The sequence below is a fragment of the Bacillus sp. 2CMS4F genome, assembly GCF_023161785.1.
Classification (GTDB): Bacteria; Bacillota; Bacilli; order Bacillales; family Bacillaceae; genus Bacillus; species Bacillus halotolerans.
Map to the genome: position 1 here is coordinate 12,413 of NZ_JALNTO010000004.1, position 19,513 is coordinate 31,925.

18 protein-coding genes, 4 tRNA genes and 1 pseudogene are annotated in these 19,513 nt (G+C 44.8%); 20 read left to right on the forward strand and 3 right to left on the reverse strand.

Annotation, left to right across the window (positions count from 1 at the left end; genetic code table 11):
• The first annotated feature begins 159 nt into the window (after nt 1-159).
• The 12 genes and pseudogenes from purA to MTN95_RS21645 all read left to right on the forward strand — a co-directional run.
• On the forward strand, nt 160-1,452 hold the full coding sequence (purA, locus tag MTN95_RS08275; protein ID WP_248337724.1) for an adenylosuccinate synthase: 1,293 nt from the start codon (nt 160-162) through the stop codon (nt 1,450-1,452).
• A 222-nt stretch (nt 1,453-1,674) separates the two neighbouring features.
• A tRNA-Lys gene (locus tag MTN95_RS08280) sits at nt 1,675-1,750 on the forward strand.
• A 10-nt stretch (nt 1,751-1,760) separates the two neighbouring features.
• Nucleotides 1,761-1,832: transfer RNA gene (locus MTN95_RS08285), tRNA-Glu, on the forward strand.
• Between the two features lie 82 nt (nt 1,833-1,914).
• Nucleotides 1,915-1,991: transfer RNA gene (locus MTN95_RS08290), tRNA-Asp, on the forward strand.
• A 35-nt stretch (nt 1,992-2,026) separates the two neighbouring features.
• Nucleotides 2,027-2,099 (forward strand) — tRNA-Phe (locus MTN95_RS08295).
• 383 nt (nt 2,100-2,482) lie between these two features.
• Complete coding sequence (walR, locus tag MTN95_RS08300) at nt 2,483-3,190, forward strand: cell wall metabolism DNA-binding response regulator WalR (RefSeq protein ID WP_010332599.1); 708 nt, start codon at nt 2,483-2,485, stop codon at nt 3,188-3,190.
• A 6-nt stretch (nt 3,191-3,196) separates the two neighbouring features.
• The gene (gene walK / locus MTN95_RS08305) at nt 3,197-5,032 is read left to right on the forward strand and encodes a cell wall metabolism sensor histidine kinase WalK (RefSeq protein ID WP_044160205.1); all 1,836 of its coding nucleotides are present in this window, start codon (nt 3,197-3,199) and stop codon (nt 5,030-5,032) included.
• Entirely contained in the window at nt 5,022-6,389 is a 1,368-nt protein-coding gene (yycH, locus tag MTN95_RS08310) for a two-component system activity regulator YycH (RefSeq protein WP_044160402.1), read from the forward strand. The genes walK and yycH overlap by 11 nt, the downstream gene beginning before the upstream one ends.
• A complete protein-coding gene (locus MTN95_RS08315; RefSeq protein ID WP_202853274.1) occupies nt 6,376-7,221 on the forward strand; it encodes a two-component system regulatory protein YycI in 846 nt (281 codons plus the stop codon). Before yycH ends, MTN95_RS08315 begins: the two co-directional genes overlap by 14 nt.
• Nucleotides 7,222-7,235: 14 nt before the next feature.
• On the forward strand, nt 7,236-8,030 hold the full coding sequence (locus MTN95_RS08320; protein ID WP_024123515.1) for an MBL fold metallo-hydrolase: 795 nt from the start codon (nt 7,236-7,238) through the stop codon (nt 8,028-8,030).
• A gap of 81 nt (nt 8,031-8,111) precedes the next feature.
• The gene (gene htrC / locus MTN95_RS08325; protein WP_105991102.1) at nt 8,112-9,311 is read left to right on the forward strand and encodes a serine protease HtrC; all 1,200 of its coding nucleotides are present in this window, start codon (nt 8,112-8,114) and stop codon (nt 9,309-9,311) included.
• Nucleotides 9,312-9,330: 19 nt separating this feature from the next.
• Nucleotides 9,331-9,443, forward strand: a pseudogene (locus MTN95_RS21645) (hypothetical protein); the annotation flags it as partial.
• Between the two features lie 92 nt (nt 9,444-9,535).
• Here the strand turns inward: MTN95_RS21645 and rocR are convergent.
• Nucleotides 9,536-10,918, reverse strand: a complete 1,383-nt coding sequence (gene rocR, locus MTN95_RS08330; RefSeq protein WP_105954622.1) for an arginine utilization regulatory protein RocR — start codon at nt 10,916-10,918, stop codon at nt 9,536-9,538.
• A gap of 240 nt (nt 10,919-11,158) precedes the next feature.
• Between rocR and rocD the strand changes: the two genes are divergently transcribed.
• From rocD to rocF, 3 genes are all read left to right on the forward strand, one after another.
• Nucleotides 11,159-12,364: an ornithine aminotransferase gene (gene rocD / locus MTN95_RS08335; protein WP_024123511.1), complete on the forward strand. Its 1,206-nt coding sequence runs from the start codon at nt 11,159-11,161 to the stop codon at nt 12,362-12,364.
• 224 nt (nt 12,365-12,588) lie between these two features.
• Complete coding sequence (locus MTN95_RS08340) at nt 12,589-13,992, forward strand: amino acid permease (protein WP_095712589.1); 1,404 nt, start codon at nt 12,589-12,591, stop codon at nt 13,990-13,992.
• Nucleotides 13,993-14,065: 73 nt separating this feature from the next.
• Nucleotides 14,066-14,956: an arginase gene (rocF, locus tag MTN95_RS08345; protein WP_024123509.1), complete on the forward strand. Its 891-nt coding sequence runs from the start codon at nt 14,066-14,068 to the stop codon at nt 14,954-14,956.
• Nucleotides 14,957-14,994: 38 nt separating this feature from the next.
• On the opposite strand, the gene MTN95_RS08350 is transcribed toward rocF, so the two are convergent.
• A complete protein-coding gene (locus tag MTN95_RS08350) occupies nt 14,995-15,111 on the reverse strand; it encodes a Phr family secreted Rap phosphatase inhibitor (RefSeq protein ID WP_010332587.1) in 117 nt (38 codons plus the stop codon).
• Entirely contained in the window at nt 15,112-16,209 is a 1,098-nt protein-coding gene (gene rapG / locus MTN95_RS08355) for a response regulator aspartate phosphatase RapG (RefSeq protein WP_248337726.1), read from the reverse strand.
• 109 nt (nt 16,210-16,318) lie between these two features.
• On the opposite strand from rapG, the gene MTN95_RS08360 reads away from it, so the two are divergent.
• The 5 genes from MTN95_RS08360 to MTN95_RS08380 all read left to right on the forward strand — a co-directional run bounded on the left by MTN95_RS08360 (nt 16,319) and on the right by MTN95_RS08380 (nt 19,482).
• On the forward strand, nt 16,319-16,789 hold the full coding sequence (locus MTN95_RS08360) for a GNAT family N-acetyltransferase (protein WP_248337728.1): 471 nt from the start codon (nt 16,319-16,321) through the stop codon (nt 16,787-16,789).
• Between the two features lie 149 nt (nt 16,790-16,938).
• Nucleotides 16,939-17,676, forward strand: a complete 738-nt coding sequence (locus tag MTN95_RS08365; RefSeq protein WP_105954617.1) for a YiiX/YebB-like N1pC/P60 family cysteine hydrolase — start codon at nt 16,939-16,941, stop codon at nt 17,674-17,676.
• Nucleotides 17,677-17,685: 9 nt separating this feature from the next.
• Nucleotides 17,686-18,849: a hypothetical protein gene (locus tag MTN95_RS08370; protein WP_248337730.1), complete on the forward strand. Its 1,164-nt coding sequence runs from the start codon at nt 17,686-17,688 to the stop codon at nt 18,847-18,849.
• Between the two features lie 18 nt (nt 18,850-18,867).
• Nucleotides 18,868-19,116 carry a DUF2651 family protein gene (locus MTN95_RS08375; protein ID WP_101859660.1) on the forward strand — a complete coding sequence of 83 codons (249 nt, stop codon included), beginning with the start codon at nt 18,868-18,870 and terminating at the stop codon, nt 19,114-19,116.
• A 195-nt stretch (nt 19,117-19,311) separates the two neighbouring features.
• Entirely contained in the window at nt 19,312-19,482 is a 171-nt protein-coding gene (locus MTN95_RS08380; RefSeq protein WP_024123503.1) for a hypothetical protein, read from the forward strand.
• Nucleotides 19,483-19,513 lie beyond the last annotated feature (31 nt).

Sequence of the window (19,513 nt, forward strand, 5' to 3'; positions counted from 1 at the left end):
AATCTTTAAGAAAACGCTTCTAAAGTCAATTAAAGCGAACGAATTTGGATTTACAAGAATTTAATGTTCGGATTTACAATTGACTTTCTGTTTCTTCACTGATAAACTTGATTTGTTTGAATAGAATCGTTTTTGAAAGGTTAACGGAGGTGCACGGACATGTCTTCAGTAGTTGTAGTAGGTACGCAATGGGGCGATGAAGGGAAAGGTAAAATCACAGATTTCCTGTCAGAAAATGCAGAAGTGATCGCCCGTTATCAAGGCGGAAATAACGCAGGGCACACCATCAAGTTTGACGGAGTCACATACAAGCTTCACTTAATCCCGTCTGGAATTTTCTATAAAGATAAGACGTGTGTGATCGGAAACGGAATGGTTGTAGATCCAAAAGCATTAGTCACAGAGCTTGCGTATCTTCATGAGCGCAACGTCAGTACAGATAACCTGAGAATCAGCAACAGAGCTCACGTGATTCTGCCGTATCATTTGAAGTTGGATGAAGTGGAAGAAGAGCGAAAAGGAGCAAACAAGATCGGCACAACGAAAAAAGGAATCGGCCCTGCTTATATGGATAAAGCAGCCCGTATCGGCATTCGTATCGCGGATCTGTTGGATCGTGACGCGTTTGCGGAGAAACTCGAACGCAATCTTGAAGAAAAAAACCGTCTGCTTGAGAAAATGTACGAGACAGAAGGATTTAAAATAGAAGATATCTTAGAAGAGTATTATGAATACGGACAGCAGATTAAGAAATATGTCTGCGATACATCCGTTGTTTTAAATGATGCGCTTGATGAAGGACGCCGCGTGTTATTTGAAGGCGCACAAGGGGTTATGCTTGATATCGATCAAGGAACATACCCGTTTGTTACGTCATCTAACCCGGTTGCCGGCGGTGTCACCATCGGTTCAGGTGTCGGCCCGACAAAAATAAAGCACGTAGTCGGTGTCTCAAAAGCCTATACGACTCGTGTCGGCGATGGTCCTTTCCCGACTGAGCTGAAAGACGAAATCGGTGATCAAATCCGTGAAGTCGGACGTGAATACGGAACAACAACAGGCCGCCCGCGCCGTGTCGGCTGGTTTGACAGTGTCGTTGTCCGCCACGCCCGCCGTGTCAGCGGAATCACAGATCTTTCATTGAACTCAATTGACGTGTTAACAGGTATTGAAACACTGAAAATTTGTGTGGCTTACCGTTACAAAGGAGAAGTCATCGAAGAGTTCCCTGCAAGCCTTAAAGCACTTGCAGAATGTGAACCGGTTTATGAAGAAATGCCAGGCTGGACTGAGGATATCACAGGTGCGAAGAGCCTTAGCGAGCTTCCGGAAAACGCGCGCCACTATCTTGAGCGTGTGTCTCAGCTGACAGGCATTCCGCTTTCTATTTTCTCTGTCGGTCCAGACCGTTCACAGACAAATGTCCTTCGCAGCGTGTACCGTGCGAACTAAGTAGAATACCCGCAAGCCCCTGTTTTCAGGGGCTTGTTTTTTGTTTGAAAACTGCAGATAAGTTGGTCTGAGAAAAAAATATGAAAAAAAACCAAAAAAGTTATTGCCACTTCTATTTGTTCATGATATTATAAATCTCGTTGTTACGGAAACTGCTTCAATAGAGTACAAGATAAGAACTTGATCCAAGTCGTTTGCTCTATGAAAAATCCGGCATCTTAAGAGCCATTAGCTCAGTTGGTAGAGCATCTGACTTTTAATCAGAGGGTCGAAGGTTCGAGTCCTTCATGGCTCACCATTTTTGTGAAGGCCCGTTGGTCAAGCGGTTAAGACACCGCCCTTTCACGGCGGTAACACGGGTTCGAATCCCGTACGGGTCATTGATTTACTTTAGCGTTATTGCTAAATTCCTTATTTGTCTGCGAGAGTTGACACGACAGCTCTCCAGACAAATTACTGTAAGGTCCGGTAGTTCAGTTGGTTAGAATGCCTGCCTGTCACGCAGGAGGTCGCGGGTTCGAGTCCCGTCCGGACCGCCATTTTACTTTACTAAGTAGAGAAAAATAAATGATTTGGCTCGGTAGCTCAGTTGGTAGAGCAACGGACTGAAAATCCGTGTGTCGGCGGTTCGATTCCGTCCCGAGCCACTTACCAAACGCATCTGCAATCGTAGGTGCGTTTTTTCTTTATAAAAAGGATAAACATGCGGAGTGTTATAATAGAAGAAAAAGGGAGAACCGGCCCTGCGGCCGGTTCAAAGAAGAAGACGTCAATGAAAAGACGCACGCAGGTGAGGGGAGGTTTCATTTAAATTATCTTTTTTAAGAAAAGTTGAAAAACATGACAAAAGATAGACAACTGGTGGATGAAGGTGAAAAATGTGTTTTTTTCTAAACCTTTATTTTTTTTATCTTTTGACCTTAAACCGTTATAATAGACAAGGACCCATTGTTCTATTTGGGCCATAAGTGATGTAACGAATGTGATATAGATGAAATGAAGACCATTCGGCAGGAGGAAATCAAAAATGATGGATAAAAAGATCCTTGTAGTAGATGATGAAAAACCGATTGCAGATATATTAGAATTTAACTTAAGAAAAGAGGGCTATGAAGTGCATTGCGCCTATGACGGAAATGAAGCCGTTGAAATGGTGGAAGAGCTTCAGCCTGATTTAATTCTTTTAGATATTATGCTTCCGAATAAAGACGGCGTTGAAGTATGCCGTGAAGTCAGAAAGAAATACGATATGCCTATCATTATGCTGACGGCTAAGGATTCAGAAATTGATAAGGTCATCGGGCTTGAAATCGGCGCGGATGACTATGTTACGAAACCATTCAGCACACGAGAGCTTTTAGCCCGTGTGAAAGCGAACTTGCGCCGCCAGCTGACAACAGCGCCAGCGGAGGAAGAATCATCTTCCAACGACATTCATATCGGCTCCCTCGTGATCTTCCCTGACGCGTATGTAGTGTCAAAACGAGATGAAACGATCGAATTAACCCATCGTGAGTTCGAATTGCTGCATTACCTGGCAAAACACATCGGACAAGTCATGACACGTGAGCACTTGCTGCAAACAGTATGGGGATACGATTACTTTGGGGATGTCAGAACGGTTGACGTAACAGTGCGCCGCCTTCGTGAAAAAATTGAGGACAACCCGAGCCATCCAAATTGGATTGTCACACGCCGCGGCGTCGGTTATTACTTGAGAAACCCTGAACAGGACTAATGCCCAATGAATAAGGTTGGTTTTTTTCGGTCGATCCAATTTAAGATTACCTTGATTTATGTGCTTTTGATTATCATCGCGATGCAAGTCATTGGTGTGTATTTTGTCAATCAGGTAGAGAAGTCGCTGATTACATCTTATGAACAATCGCTTAATCAGCGAATCGACAACCTTTCTTATTATATTGAGCAGGAATATAAGAGCGATAATGACAGCACCGTCATTAAGGATGATGTCAGCCGTATTTTGAATGACTTCACGAAGAGTGATGAGATTCGGGAAATTAGTTTTGTTGATAAAAGCTATGAAGTGGTTGGCTCTTCAAGGCCATATGGAGAAGAAGTTGCAGGGAAACAAACGACGGATCTCATTTTTAAAAGAATTTTTTCTACTAAACAGTCTTATTCTAGAAAATATTATGACCCGAAAAGCAAAATAAGAGTCCTCATTTCCGCAAAGCCCGTTACGACTGAAAACCAAGAGGTTGTCGGAGCGATTTATGTAGTAGCGAGCATGGAAGATGTCTTTGGCCAAATGAAGACCATCAACACGATACTGGCCTCCGGCACTGGTTTGGCCCTCGTTTTGACAGCCCTTCTCGGTATTTTTCTGGCCAGAACCATTACCCACCCGCTTTCAGATATGAGGAAGCAGGCAATGGAGCTTGCGAAAGGGAATTTCTCCAGGAAGGTTAGAAAGTACGGACATGATGAAATTGGACAGCTCGCCACAACGTTTAATCACTTAACGAGAGAGCTTGAAGATGCTCAGGCAATGACAGAGGGTGAACGCAGAAAGCTTTCCTCTGTTATTGCCTATATGACGGATGGCGTTATTGCCACAAACCGAAACGGCGCGATTATTCTCTTGAACAGCCCGGCGCTGGAGCTGCTGAACGTTTCACGTGAAACAGCCTTAGAAATGCCGATTACAAGCTTGCTGGGGATTCAAGAGAATTATACTTTTGAAGATTTAGTCGAACAGCAGGACTCTATGCTGCTCGAAATTGAGCGCGACGATGAATTGACAGTGCTTCGTGTCAATTTCTCCGTGATTCAAAGGGAGCATGGTAAAATCGACGGTTTAATTGCTGTCATTTACGATGTAACCGAGCAGGAGAAAATTGACCAGGAGCGCAGAGAGTTTGTAGCGAATGTATCACACGAGCTGCGGACGCCGCTTACGACCATGCGCAGTTATTTAGAGGCATTAGCGGAAGGCGCGTGGGAAAATAAAGACATTGCGCCGCGTTTCTTAATGGTGACGCAGAATGAAACAGAGCGGATGATTCGGCTTGTAAACGATTTGCTTCAGCTTTCTAAATTTGACAGCAAGGATTATCAATTTAATCGTGAGTGGATTCAAATCGTCCGATTTATGTCGCTCATTATTGATCGTTTTGAAATGACGAAGGAACAGCATGTGGAATTTATCCGCAATCTGCCGGACAGAAACCTGTATGTGGAGATTGACCAGGATAAAATTACGCAGGTGCTCGATAATATTATTTCCAACGCTTTAAAATATTCACCTGAAGGCGGACATGTCACCTTCTCAATTGACGTAAATGAAGAGGAAGAACTTCTCTATATCAGCGTTAAGGATGAAGGGATCGGGATTCCGAAAAAGGATGTCGAAAAAGTCTTTGACCGCTTCTACAGGGTTGATAAAGCGAGAACGAGAAAGCTCGGCGGGACAGGTCTGGGACTTGCCATTGCCAGGGAAATGGTTCAGGCGCACGGCGGAGATATTTGGGCAGACAGTGTAGAAGGAAAAGGCACAACGATAACTTTTACTCTTCCATATAAAGAGGAACAAGAGGATGATTGGGATGAAGCGTGAAAATATAAAAACAATATTACTTACGGTACTCGTCGTCATCAGTCTTGTTTTTACATGGAGCATATGGACATTTCAGCCTAATTTTTCTGAAGACTCGTCATCAGCAGAGTCTACGGTGCGTGAGAAGCATAAAATTGAAAAAAATACCCAAAAGCTGTCTGAAACGGTAAAACCGCGGGAAATGTTTATTCATGATGACGGTGCTCATTATAAGGTCGATGATGAAACGCTTTATGATGAAGTCTGGTCAGATTTGCCGCATTGGGATGTAAAAGGCATTAAAGATATATCGGATCAATATGATAAGGCCGGATTTAAGAGCTGGTTTTATGGAAGAGGCGGTTCTGCTGCCAAGCTTGATCTGCAATTCAGTGACACGATACCTATTGATATTATTCAAACGCTGTTTAAATGGTCCAATCAATCGTTTGAATACAGCTCGTTTGATCATATTATGATCCCATTCGATGAAACAAAAACGAATAAGAAGATTTATTTGGTATCTTACAGCAAGCAGCTTATTCTGGAAGTGACGGTTGAATCAGCAAACTACCGGAATATCATGAACGATTTAAAAAACAAAGAATCAAATATGCCTGCGTACAGCTTGTTCTCGATCGGCACAAAGAAAGAGTTTTTGCTTCCGAACAAATCGCTTACGATGGATAAAAAGGAATTTGTTACGGAATCAATTAAAACAAACACTTTTAAACAAGCGCTGTTCAGCGATCCGAGCATTGTAAGAGAAGATTCGAATTATAATAACAGAAATGTACTGACGGACGGCATCAGCCGTTTAGATGTCAGCCTGACCCAGCGGCAGGTTCAATTCCAGCAGCGTAATTTAGTGCAGAGCACTTCGTATCAAACAGGTGAATTAATCAAAAAGAGCCAGAAGTACCTAGAGGATACAGGAAGCTGGACGGATCACTATCAATTTTTTAATATCAACGACAGCCAGCAGCTGAGCTTCTATATCTTTATGGATCAGCTCCCGGTCATTAACAGCATGTCTAAACCGTTTGGCGGAACTTCGGCAATCACCGTCCAATGGGCCAATGACGATATTCTCAGCTATAAACGGCCGAACTACAGTCTTGGAACGAATCCGATTAAAACAAGTGAGACACAGCTGATGAGCGGCAGGGAAGTGAGGGCTCTTCTGTCCAGACAAACGGCGTATGATACGGACAAAATTGATCAGATTTTCCCTGCGTATCAGATGATCTCAACATCAACCAACGATGATCCTCTTGTTGAGCTTGAACCGGTTTGGGCTATGAGAATAAATGGAAAAGTGGTGCCGATTACGAAGGAATTATTGACGAAGGAGGGGGCAGACAATGGAGTGGAATAAGACAAAAACAATCTTCATCGTTGCCTTCCTCATTTTAGATATTTTCTTAGGCTATCAATTTTTTGAGAAGCAATCTAATAGTAAAGAATATGAAGTCATTAAAAATGATGTAGAGCATGACATGAAGGCAGACCATATCACGTATGAAGGTCTGGATAAAGAAGCGATAGAAGGCTATCGGATCACAGCGAATCAAAAAGTCTTCACGAAGGATGATATTGAATCACTCAAGGATCAAAAGCCTATGATGGATATGCCTAGTGATGATCATAAAGTAACGAACTTAAAGATGAAGTTTACGAGCCCGATTGCCCTTTCAAAGAAAAACACAGAGGACGATGCACAGGCGCTTGTGTCTTCTAAAATTCAAGATGGTGAAAAATATAAGCTTTGGAAGGTGGATAAATCTAAAAAAGAAATCATTTACTTCCAAACGTATGAAGGCCATTACATTTATCAGAAGACTGACAACTCCTCTAATATGATCGGACAAGTAATTTTGCACTTAAACGATAAAAACGAGGTTGTGTCATACGAGCAGTCGACGCTTGAAACCTTTAAACAGATTCAGAAGGAAAACTTAATTACTGAGCTTGATGCGGTTGAATTATTGTACTATCAAAATCAATTAAAAGAATACTGCACCATAAAGAGTGTGAAATTCGGCTATGTGGCGCAATATCCGCTGACAAGCACGCAGGTGCTGGCTCCGGTATGGAGAGTTACGGTGGAGTATGATAAAAAAGTGAACGGCGAGAAAAAGAAAGTGCAAGAGTATTTTACTGTGAATGCTTTGGAGAGTACGATTTTAGATACAGACCAATCAAAATAATGGAGTGAACTGAAATGAGCTTGCAATTTAGCGTTCTTGCGAGCGGGAGTACGGGAAATGCGTTTTACCTGGAAACAGAGGATCACGCGTTTTTAGTGGACGCCGGTTTGAGCGGGAAAGCCATGGATGGATTAATGGCGCAAATCGGACGTAAGCTGGATGATGTGGACGGCATTTTTGTGACGCATGAGCATAGTGACCATATTAAAGGCCTCGGCGTTATCGCCAGAAAGTACAAGCTTCCGATCTATGCGAACGAGAAGACGTGGAAGGCGATGGAGAACCAGATCGGCAAAATTGATACCGATCAAAAGTTTGAGTTTCCGATGGAGACGGTGAAGTCGTTTGGCGGACTTGATGTAGAATCGTTTGGCGTCTCTCATGATGCGGCAGAGCCCATGTTTTATGTGTTTCATTGTAATGGGCGCAAGCTCGCGTTAATGACAGATACAGGGTATGTCAGCGACCGGATGAAGGGCATTATCCGCTCGGCGAATGTGTTCGTTTTTGAAAGCAATCATGATGTCGGCATGCTGCAAATGGGAAGATACCCTTGGAGCATTAAGCGGCGGATTTTAAGTGACGTCGGGCACGTTTCAAATGAAGATGCTGCGTTGGCGATGACGGATGTCATCGGCGACGAGACGTCTCGTATCTACCTCGCTCATTTGAGTCAGGACAACAATATGAAAGAGCTGGCCAGAATGTCGGTCCAGCAGACATTGGCTTCTAAAGGATTTGTGACAGGCGAAACATTTGATTTGTTTGATACCGATCCGAAAAAGGCTACTCCGCTTTGCGCTGTATAATTTTTTCTTGTGTAACATGACTATTATAGGAGTTTCTAATCCACAATATAACCATATCAACGTTCTCTGAAAGGATGGAATATGGTGGATTACGAGCGTGAGGAAGAACATAATACTCCTGAACAGCCGAAGAGAAGCAAAAAAGGTTATTTTCTTTCAAGCCTGATTGGGGTGATTGTCGGCGCTGTATTGATGGCGTTTATTATGCCGTACCTTTCAAATGAGGGGTTTGATACGGGCGAGGCGGATCAGCAGCAGACCAACGGCCGGGAATCAATTCGAACAGTGAATGTCAGTGTGAACAACGCTGTCACTCAGATTGTCAGCAATGTGTCGCCGGCTGTTGTCGGTGTCGTAAACATTCAAAAAACAGATATTTGGGGAGAAAGCGGTGAGGCTGGGAGCGGCTCAGGCGTCATCTATAAGAAAAATGACCACTCTGCTTATGTCGTGACCAACCATCATGTGATCGAGGGCGCTTCCCAAATTGAAATCAGTTTAAAAGACGGTTCGCGTGTGTCTGCTGAGCTTGTCGGCAGCGACCAGCTGATGGATCTTGCCGTTTTGCGGGTGAAAAGCGATAAAATCAAAGCTGTCGCTGATTTTGGCAATTCAGATAAAGTAAAATCTGGGGAACCGGTAATTGCGATCGGCAATCCGTTAGGCCTTGAATTTGCAGGCTCTGTCACACAGGGCGTCATATCGGGAACAGAGAGGGCGATTCCGGTTGATTCCAATGATGACGGTCAGCCTGACTGGAATGCAGAGGTGCTGCAAACCGATGCAGCCATTAACCCGGGGAACAGCGGCGGAGCTTTGTTGAATATGGACGGAAAAGTCATTGGCATCAATTCAATGAAAATCGCGGAGTCAGCGGTTGAAGGGATTGGCCTGTCCATTCCATCTAAGCTTGTGATCCCGGTGATAGAGGATATAGAGAAATACGGCAAAGTGAAACGTCCGTTCCTTGGTATTGAAATGAAATCGTTAAATGATATCGCAAGCTACCATTGGGACGAAACGCTGAAGCTTCCTAAACATGTGACCAACGGAGCTGTGATAATGGGTGTAGATGCCTTATCACCTGCCGGAAAAGCGGGACTCAAGGAGCTGGATGTCATCACTGAATTTGACGGGCAAAAAATAAATGATATTGTGGATCTTCGGAAGCGGCTTTATCAGAAAAGAGTCGGTGATCGGGTGAAGGTGACGTTTTACCGCGGCGGAAAAGAAAAATCCGTTGAAGTGAAGCTGTCCTCCGCAGATCAGTTAGGAAGTTAATACAAGCAGTCTGGCACTGATGCCAGGCTGTTTTTTTATGCAAAAAAACGGAACGGGATCACGCCCGTTCCATTTCAAAAAAAAGATCGAATATGAAGAAAATACAAGATGGATGTTACACGTGAAACAGCGTGTAAGGGCTTGTCAGCTTTCCATTTTCAGCGTTTATTTTAATGGTTTGTTCTGTATGATTACTGGTTGTTATTTTAATGATGTACATAGGTTTATTTTGCGTGCAGAGAAAACTTCTTCAGCCGGTATTGCAGGCTTTGTCTGCTGATGCCGAGCTCCTGAGCGGTTTTTGAAATGTTATGGCCGTGTTTTCTAAGGATGTTTTCGATCACATATTTTTCAAAGCTCTCCATTTTTTCTTTCAAATCAGCGGCGGGCTGATGCCCTGCGGGTTCCGGCTTCGAGATGTCTGCCGGCTTGATTTTCATGCGGTATTGATATGGCAGATGGTTGGCCGTAATCGTTTGTTCATCTGTCATGAAATTCATCGCGCCCTCGATCATATGCTCAAGCTCGCGAATATTTCCCGGCCAATCGTAGGATAAGAAAAATTGCTTCACATCTTCACTGATATGTTCGACATTCATTTGAAACAGGTGGTTGTTTTTCTGGATGAACTCTGACGCGAGAAGCAAAATGTCCTCTTTGCGTTCCCGAAGCGGCGGGATGATCAGTGTCACGACGCTCAGCCTGTAATACAAGTCCTTTCGCATTCGTTCACCCGCAATGGCATCAATCGGGTCTTCATTCATTGTGGCGATAATGCGCACGTCAATCGGTGTATCCTTGGTCGAACCAATGCGTCTGATTTTCCGTTCTTGCAGGGCGCGCAGCAATTTTGCCTGCAAGCTTAAATTCAGTGAGTTGATTTCATCTAACAGAAGTGTGCCGCCATGGGCTTGCTCAAACAGGCCAGGCTGGTCAACGGCACCTGTAAACGCGCCTTTTTTCGTACCGAACAGGATGCTTTCCACCAGACTGTCAGGCAGAGCCGCACAGTTTTGAGAAATGAACGGGCCGCTTGATCGGTCGCTGCCGTTATGGATACTTTGTGCGAACAGCTCTTTTCCCGTGCCGGTTTCACCTGCGAGAAGAACCGAGGAAGAGGTGCGGGTCGCCCGCTTGGCGTTTTCGATGACATCCTGAACCGCCGGACTGGTGCCGAGAATGCTGTCAAATGTGTAAGTCGCGTTTCCTTTTTTATGCATATTCTCTCTGATCAGGCGTTCCAGCTTTGTCACGTCCTTGGCAATTTCGACAGCGCCTTTGATGTTGCCGTCTTGGACGATCGGATATGTATGATTGATTGTCGTGATTTCCTGGCCTTTATTGTTGAAATAGCTCTGCTTTACATTTTTGATCGTTTTGCCTTCCTGGAGGGCTTGCACAAGTGTGCTGTCCTGCTGCTTCGAAAACATAAATACATCCATCAGGTTTTTATTTAAGACGTCCTGCTTCTCCATATCTTCAATTTGCATCATTTTGTTGTTATAAACAATCGTGTTTCCATGCTCGTCCACGACGTGCAGGCCGACATCAATTTCATCCAAAATGCTCTGAAACACTAATGTGAGGAATTCGCTGTCTTTGACCAAAGTATAAACCTCCCTCATTTATTTTCTTAATATTGCTTCTATTTTATAAAAGAATAGAGAGGATATGCAAAAGAATTTTGCACTATATGAAAATTTCGTGCGAAATATCTGAATATTTTTGCACCCTTGCCTCGAATATTGTAGAAAATACACGAATGTGCGAGTTGGCACGAAACTTGCATTTATAAAAAGGGAAAGCAGGATATTGTGTTGAAACAGAAAACAAGGGGGAATTCAAATATGCCAGCTTTATCAAAATCCAAAGAAATTATTGATCAGACGTCTCATTACGGTGCCAACAATTATCATCCGCTGCCAATTGTTATTTCTGAAGCGCTGGGTGCTTGGGTAAAGGACCCGGAAGGCAATGAATATATGGATATGCTGAGTGCTTATTCTGCGGTGAATCAGGGGCACAGACATCCGAAGATCATTCAGGCGTTAAAGGATCAGGCTGATAAAATCACGCTGACGTCTCGCGCGTTTCACAACGATCAGCTCGGACCGTTTTACGAAAAGGCGGCTAAGCTGACGGGCAAAGAAATGATTCTGCCGATGAATACGGGGGCTGAAGCGGTTGAGTCTGCGGTGAAAGCAGCGAGACGCTGGGCTTATGAAGTGAAGGGCGTGGCGGACAATCAGGCGGAGATCATTGCGTGCGTCGGAAATTTCCATGGCCGGACGATGCTGGCGGTTTCTCTTTCTTCTGAAGAGGAGTATAAAAGAGGATTCGGCCCGATGCTTCCGGGAATCAAACTAATCCCTTACGGAGATGCGGAAGCGCTGCGCCAGGCGATTACGCCAAACACAGCGGCATTCTTATTTGAACCGATTCAAGGCGAAGCGGGCATTGTGATTCCGCCTGAAGGATTTTTGCAGGAAGCGGCGGCAATTTGTAAGGAAGAAAATGTGCTGTTGATTGCCGATGAAATTCAGACGGGTCTCGGACGTACAGGCAAGACATTCGCTTGTGACTGGGATGGCATTGATCCTGATATGTACATTTTGGGGAAAGCGCTTGGCGGCGGTGTGTTCCCGATTTCATGTATTGCGGCAGACCGCGACGTTTTAGGCGTGTTTAATCCGGGCTCACACGGCTCCACATTTGGCGGAAATCCGCTGGCATGTGCGGTGTCCATCGCCTCACTGGAAGTGCTGGAAGATGAAAAGCTGGCGGAGCGTTCTCTTGAGCTTGGAGAGTATTTTAAACAAGAGCTGGAGAGCATTGATAACCCAATCATTAAAGAAGTCCGCGGCAGAGGGCTGTTTATCGGTGTGGAACTGACGGAAGCGGCGCGTCCATATTGTGAGCGTTTAAAAGATGAAGGACTTTTATGCAAGGAAACGCATGATACCGTTATTCGTTTTGCACCGCCATTAATCATTTCCAAAAAGGATTTGGATTGGGCGATTGAAAAAATTAAGCATGTGCTGCAAAAGGCATAAATCCGCATCATGGCGGTATATTCACTTCGTTTGTATAAATTTACAACAGAAAAATTAGCACTCCCTATTTGCTCAGCTACAGTATTTTAGTATAATGTATCTTTATGAGAAGAAGTGAATTTTATATTAAATAGATAGAGACTCTTTGGACAGCAAACTGGGATACGCATCACGATAGATGTTCCAGCTTAGATCCAATACAAGTTGCTGAAGGGGTGCAGAATGTGAATACGAACCAAGATAACGGAAATCAGCTCCAGCGGACAATGAAATCTCGCCACTTGTTTATGATTTCATTGGGCGGAGTGATCGGAACCGGTTTCTTCCTGGGGACCGGGTTTACCATTAACCAAGCGGGACCGCTCGGCGCGGTTCTGTCTTATTTAGTGGGCGGCTTTATCATGTTTTTGACCATGCTCTGCTTAGGGGAGCTTGCGGTCGCCTTTCCTGTATCGGGGTCCTTCCAGACCTATGCGACAAAATTTATCAGCCCGGCCTTCGGGTTTGCGTTCGGCTGGCTGTACTGGCTCGGCTGGGCAGTTACATGCGCAATAGAATTTTTGTCAGCGGGGCAGCTGATGCTCCGCTGGTTTCCGCACGTTGATGTCTGGATTTGGTGTCTGGTCTTTGCGGCCCTAATGTTTACCTTAAATGCAATAACCGCGAAAGCCTTTGCAGAATCTGAATTTTGGTTTTCCGGCATTAAAATATTGATTATCCTTTTATTTATTATTCTCGGCGGAGCCGCTATGTTCGGCTTCATTGACCTAAAAGGCGGAGAGCAAGCGCCGTTTCTGACGCATTTTTATGAAGATGGGTTATTCCCGAACGGCATAAAGGCAATATTGATAACGATGATTACCGTGAACTTCGCATTCCAGGGAACTGAGCTGATCGGGGTTGCAGCCGGAGAAAGTGAAAACCCTGAAAAAACGATTCCGCGGTCCATCAAACAGACAGTATGGAGAACACTTGTCTTCTTTGTTCTTTCAATCATTGTCATTGCCGGCATGATTCCGTGGAAACAGGCGGGTGTTGTGGAAAGTCCGTTTGTTGCCGTATTTGAGCAAATCGGAATTCCATATGCCGCTGATATTATGAACTTTGTTATTTTAATCGCGCTGCTATCCGTTGCGAATTCAGGTTTATACGCATCGACTCGTATCCTGTACGCGATGGCGAATGAAGGACAGGCCTTCAAAGCGCTCGGCAAAACAAATAAAAGAGGTGTGCCGCTGAACGCGTTAATTGTAACGATGGCTGTAGCCTGCCTGTCGCTTCTGTCAAAAGTAGCGGCGGCCGAAACCGTGTATATGGTGCTTCTATCCTTGGCGGGCATGAGCGCACAGGTCGGCTGGATCGCGATTTCACTTTCCCAAATCAGGTTCAGACGCAAATATATCCGTGAAGGCGGCAAGATAGAAGATCTAAAATTTAAAACACCGCTATACCCGGTGCTTCCGCTGATCGGCCTGACGTTAAATACAGTCGTTCTCATCAGTCTCGCGTTTGATCCGGAGCAGCGTATCGCGCTGTATTGCGGAGTACCGTTTATGGTCATTTGCTACATCATTTATCATGTCGTCATTAAAAAACGCAAGCAGGCAAATCGTCAGCTAGAGCTTTAAAAACGTTGTCCGCAAGTCATCTTTGTTAGAACCCGCATAGGACATTATCTTATATGTTGAGGTGGAATCACAGATGGATAAAACGATTTCGGTTATTGGAATGCCAATGGATTTAGGACAAGCACGACGCGGAGTGGATATGGGCCCGAGTGCCATCCGGTATGCCCATTTGATTGAGAGGCTGTCAGAAATGGGTTATACGGTTGAAGATCTCGGTGACATTCCGATCAGCCGTGAAAAGATCAAAAACGATGAAGAACTGAAAAACCTAAATTCCGTGCTGGCAGGAAACGAAAAGCTCGCTCAAAAGGTGAACACCGTCATTGAAGAGAAAAAATTCCCGCTTGTCCTGGGCGGCGATCACAGTATCGCGATCGGCACGCTCGCAGGTACAGCGAAGCATTACGATAAGCTCGGCGTCATCTGGTATGACGCGCACGGTGACCTGAATACACTAGAAACATCACCTTCAGGCAATATTCACGGCATGCCGCTGGCCGTCAGCCTCGGCATCGGACACGAGTCACTGGTGAACCTTGAAGGATATGCGCCTAAAATCAAACCGGAAAATGTCGTCATTATCGGCGCCCGGTCACTTGATGAAGGAGAGCGCCAGTATATTAAGGAAAGCGGCATGAAGGTGTACACCATGCACGAAATCGACCGCCTCGGCATGACAAAGGTGATCGAAGAAACCCTCGATTATTTATCAGACTGCGACGGCGTCCATCTCAGCCTTGATCTGGACGGACTTGATCCAAACGACGCACCGGGTGTCGGAACCCCTGTCGTCGGCGGCATCAGCTACCGCGAAAGCCACCTGGCTATGGAAATGCTGTATGACGCAGGCATCATTACCTCAGCTGAATTTGTTGAGGTCAACCCGATCCTCGATCATGAAAACAAGACTGGCCAAACAGCAGTAGAGCTTGTAGAATCCCTGCTAGGGAAGAAGTTGCTGTAGACATGTGAAAACCCCCGCATCCCAGCGGGGGTTTTTTATTATCCAATCATTTTCTCAGCGACTTTCATCTCTTGTGAGTGTGATTGATGATCTGCAATAAACCAGCCGGATAAAATCACTGCTGCAACGCCTGCGCCAATTAGAAACTTTTTCATTTACATAACCTCCGTTTGTTTAATGAGTTCCTCAATCTGTAACGCTTCATAAAAAAAGTGGGCAGCTTCTTTATAAAGGTCATTTTCCCTATACCGTTCGCCAGCCAAAATGGAAAGTTCTCTTACACTGTCGTATTCTCTCTCCGACATCAACACACCCATATGTTCTTTGCATAAGTGAAACGTTTCCGCATGACCTCCTTCTGCGTAAATGGCATATAAAATATCAATTTTTGCCTCACATATCTTATTCGGCTCAGTATTGAATTTTCCCTTCAATTTTTGGTAATAAGCCAGGGCCTGTTCTTTCTTTTCAGTCTTAAACAGCTCTCGTATCAGCAAGTAAACAGAATGATAGTAATAGGCAGATCGGGCGTACTCTTCGTTCTGTAAAGCCTCTTCTAATTTTGAGATGGCCTCGTCTGATTTGCCGCTTTGAGCATGGAGAAGCCCAAAGTTATGTAAAAGCTGGGCTTCAAAAAAATAGTCCTGTAATTCTCTCGTCATGCGAATGGCTTCATCCAAATAGGTTTCCGCCTCTTCAAACTGGTTCATCTCGGTAAAATTGCCTGACATCGTAATTAATGCGGAGGCGAGTTTCTTTTTGTAATCCGTTTCTTCTCTGAACGTTTTGACCGCTTGCCTTGTATGGTTGAGAGACACAATATTTTGTCCCAGTTTATAATAGAGCTTGCCGACCTTCAGATGAAATTCGGCTTTTTCGATCGGATCGGGGATGTTGCTGAGATACTGCTCCGCTTCTTTATAGAGCCCGATGGCAATTTCATAATTATTTTTATAGGCTTCATACATGCCTTCAAACAGAAAAAAGTAATATTTCAGCATGTCTGACGTAGCATTCATATGAGGAGACTCCTCATGCTCAAAGCCCAGCCCTCTCGCTTCATGAAGCAATACTTTATGGCGCAATTCTAATAAGGAGAAGTAGGCAAGCACCTCCTGATCCTCTTCCATATCATCCAATAAAGGCTTCACTTCTTCAAAGATACGGGCGGACTCTTCAACTTCATGTTTCTTGATCGCAAGGTACCAATCGTTGAGCATGTTAGCGATTTCTGCGGGTGCAATCTTATTCATTTGAAACTCCCTTCTCTATTCATTTATCAATCTATTTGCTTATCTTGATAGTAACACCTCTTTCTATTTTATGTAAAATCCTCTAGTCAATAAATAAAGGAGAGGCGATATGACCATCACGCTAACCCCCATGCAGATCGAAGAATTTCGATCCTATCTGACATACACGACTAAGCATTATGCAAAAGAAAAGGTAAAGGCAGGATCGTGGCTCCCTGATGAAGCCATGCTTTTGTCCAAACAGACTTTTTCTGATTTGCTGCCGAATGGGCTGCAAACGCATCATCACCATTTGTGGAGTATCATCCTGAACGGAAAGGAAACGGCTGGCTGGCTCTGGATTCACGCAGAACCGGAACACCCGCAGCAGGAAGCGTTTATTTACGATTTCGGGCTGTATGAATCATATCGGGAAAAAGGTTTCGCGAAGCAAGCCTTGAACGCACTGGACGAGATGGCGGGAAACATGGGCATTCGAAAGCTGTCTCTTCACGTATTTGCTCATAATGAGACGGCAAGGCGGCTGTATGAGCGGGCTGGATTTCAGGAGACTGATGTAATCATGAGTAAGAAGCTCTAGGCCTGGGGAAGGCCTTTTTTTGTGAGACAACCTTCCTGTAAATGATTTCTAAAAATTCTGTAAATCACCTAGCTACCTTCCACATTTCCCTAATATAATGTTGATAAAGGAAATCATCTTTCCTAACACACATGAAAAGAGGAGATGTTATGAGTATTATGGGAAAAATGTTTATTGTTTTGGTAGCGCTTACAATGTGCGGCAGCCTGTTTATTTCTCCCGCAAAAGCTGTGAAGGCCACGAATTATGCTGAAGAAATCGCAGCGCTTCAGCCAGGCACGACTCCAGAAGAAATCACAAAATCCGCCAGCCAGATTGCCAAACAGCAGCGCGTAAAGACCGATGTCATTCTCAAACAGTTTTACAATGAAATCACCGCCGATAAAGCAGAAGGAGACCAGCTCGCCAAGGAAAGCGGCATGTCCATGATGGGCGGCTCATCCGGTACGAAAAAACTTCCCACAAGCTCGAAGGGAAACATCTACTACACCAACTCCTACACAGCCTACTACAACCATGGCCACGTCGGCATGTACTCCGCCGCTGACAAAATTGTTGAATCTGTTCCAAGCGACGGCGTCAGACAAATTGCTTATAACGCCAGAGACGTGGAAGACAACTCCATCGTACAGACAGTCAATGTCACTTCTTCACAAAAAACATCCGCTGCCGACTGGGCGGTATCGAAAGTCGGCGACTCATACTCGTTTAACTTCGTCAATAACAGAAATACCGGCCATGACGGCGCCAAAAACTGTTCCAAGCTCCTGTGGTCCGCATTTTTGCTCAAAGCCGGCATTGATATCGACAGCAATAAAGGGTTAGGCGTTTACCCGCGCGACATCACAAGTTCTTCCTATACGACAACCGTCATGACGATCCATTAAGGAGCGGATATGAAAAAGTGGATGATCACCATCGCCTTGCTGATGCTCGCAGGAATCGCATTAGTTGTCTTCGTTTCTCCTCTAAAAAGCCATAAAGCCGTGAGTCAGCAGGATCTCCGAGACCCTGATTTTCTGGACGGCAAGGACATTCTGCTGTATGTCTCAACCTCTGCGGATCAGGATGCATTCGGCGGCGGGAAAAGCTATGCCCTGTTTATCAGCAAAGACGGGTCTCTGTCTTCATTTAAGATGAAGGGCCTTGAGCTGGGTTCCGCCAAGGCTCATGACGACAGTGTGATGCTGGAGGACAAAAACCAGATTTTCACGATCAAAGACGGTCTGAGCTCCCATAAAAGAGCCTATCAGCACACCGGTGACAGCGCAGGATTTCTGCAAAACACGGACGGCTTTTACACCCTCTACAACTCCGGCTATGACAAAAAGGGAGGCGGATACCGCTCAGAGCTGTACCGCCAGTTGGACGGGGAGTGGAAAAAAGACGTCATTCCTTACTACATCCGAGCCTCCGGTTTTCACGGTGGCGCCATTTACGCACTTGTCCCGACAGACGATGAGAAAGGCTACCAGCTCCTTCAGATTCAAGCCGATCAAAAGAAGCTCACATATCAAACCATCACTGAATGGCAGTATCGGGAAGGAGCCTCAATCGAATCCCAGCTTACTGCGGACGATCAAGCTGTATATGTGATGGTTCGGGGGCAAAAAGCCAGCAATCTCTATCAAATGGTGAAAATCAATAAGAAAAACGGCAAAGTGGAGCTTTACGATATCGCCGAATACAAAAACGACGAGCAAACAATATACAGCTCTATGCCGTTCAGCTTCAAAAAAAGCTTTTTCTCGTATCACGGGTCCCTGTATTTCATTGATGGCTTCGGAAAGGTATACAAGATCGATGCAAAGACAGGAAAAAGCCGGATTGCCTTCGCCCTTTCCCCAGAAAAAATGAAGGCCGATTTCAAAGAAATCACACAAAAAGGCAGCAGCCTCTATTTCTTCACATATATCTACAACCAGCCTGCATACATTGAACAATACAGCCTGAAAACCGGAAAGAAAGTGAAGGAAAAAGAGATCGGGACGGTAAAGGACGTCGTGACGCCGAAGAGTCATTTGAAGCTGTATGATTTTGAGGTGATGAAGGATTTTTAAGGTGAAGGGGGTTCCGGCTTGGGAGCCGTTATACTGCTCATCGTTTTTGTTTTTCCGATGATGTCAGGCGTAATTGGTGCAGCGGGTTATTTCATATGGAAGAAAGTTTGGATTGGTCCGCTCATCGTCTTTATTGCGAGTTTGATATTGTTGTTTACGTTAGCCTCTGGCAACAGTTCATTCATGTTTTGGGTTGTGCTTTATACTGCAATTGCGTTAGCAGCCAGTGTTGTCACATTATTTCTCAGGAAATTATTATTCAACTGACCGCTGTTTATGAAGAGACTTGTGAAGTCTCTTTTTTTTGTTGCGCAATTTGATACATATCAATGATAGAACGTTGTCCAGCCTCCATTTAAACATGGTTCAAAACTATAAAGCTCGAATGGCCTTTTCAAGCAAACAGGTGTTAATTACTGTAAAATGAATTCATAAAATGGATGCAGATAAAGGAGGAAGCATATGCGCACCAAACGGGTCATTCTTCTGGCAGTTATCATCGGCATCATCTCGGCGGTTGTTGTGTTCCTGTTGAATGGAGGAAAATTGGACTGGTTTGACCTCATCGGAACCATTATCGGCTGCTTTCTTGGCATATTTGTTGTTGTAAGAATACAGAAAAAGCAGGCGTGAAAAAGGGAAAGGGTCATGCCGAACCGAAGTC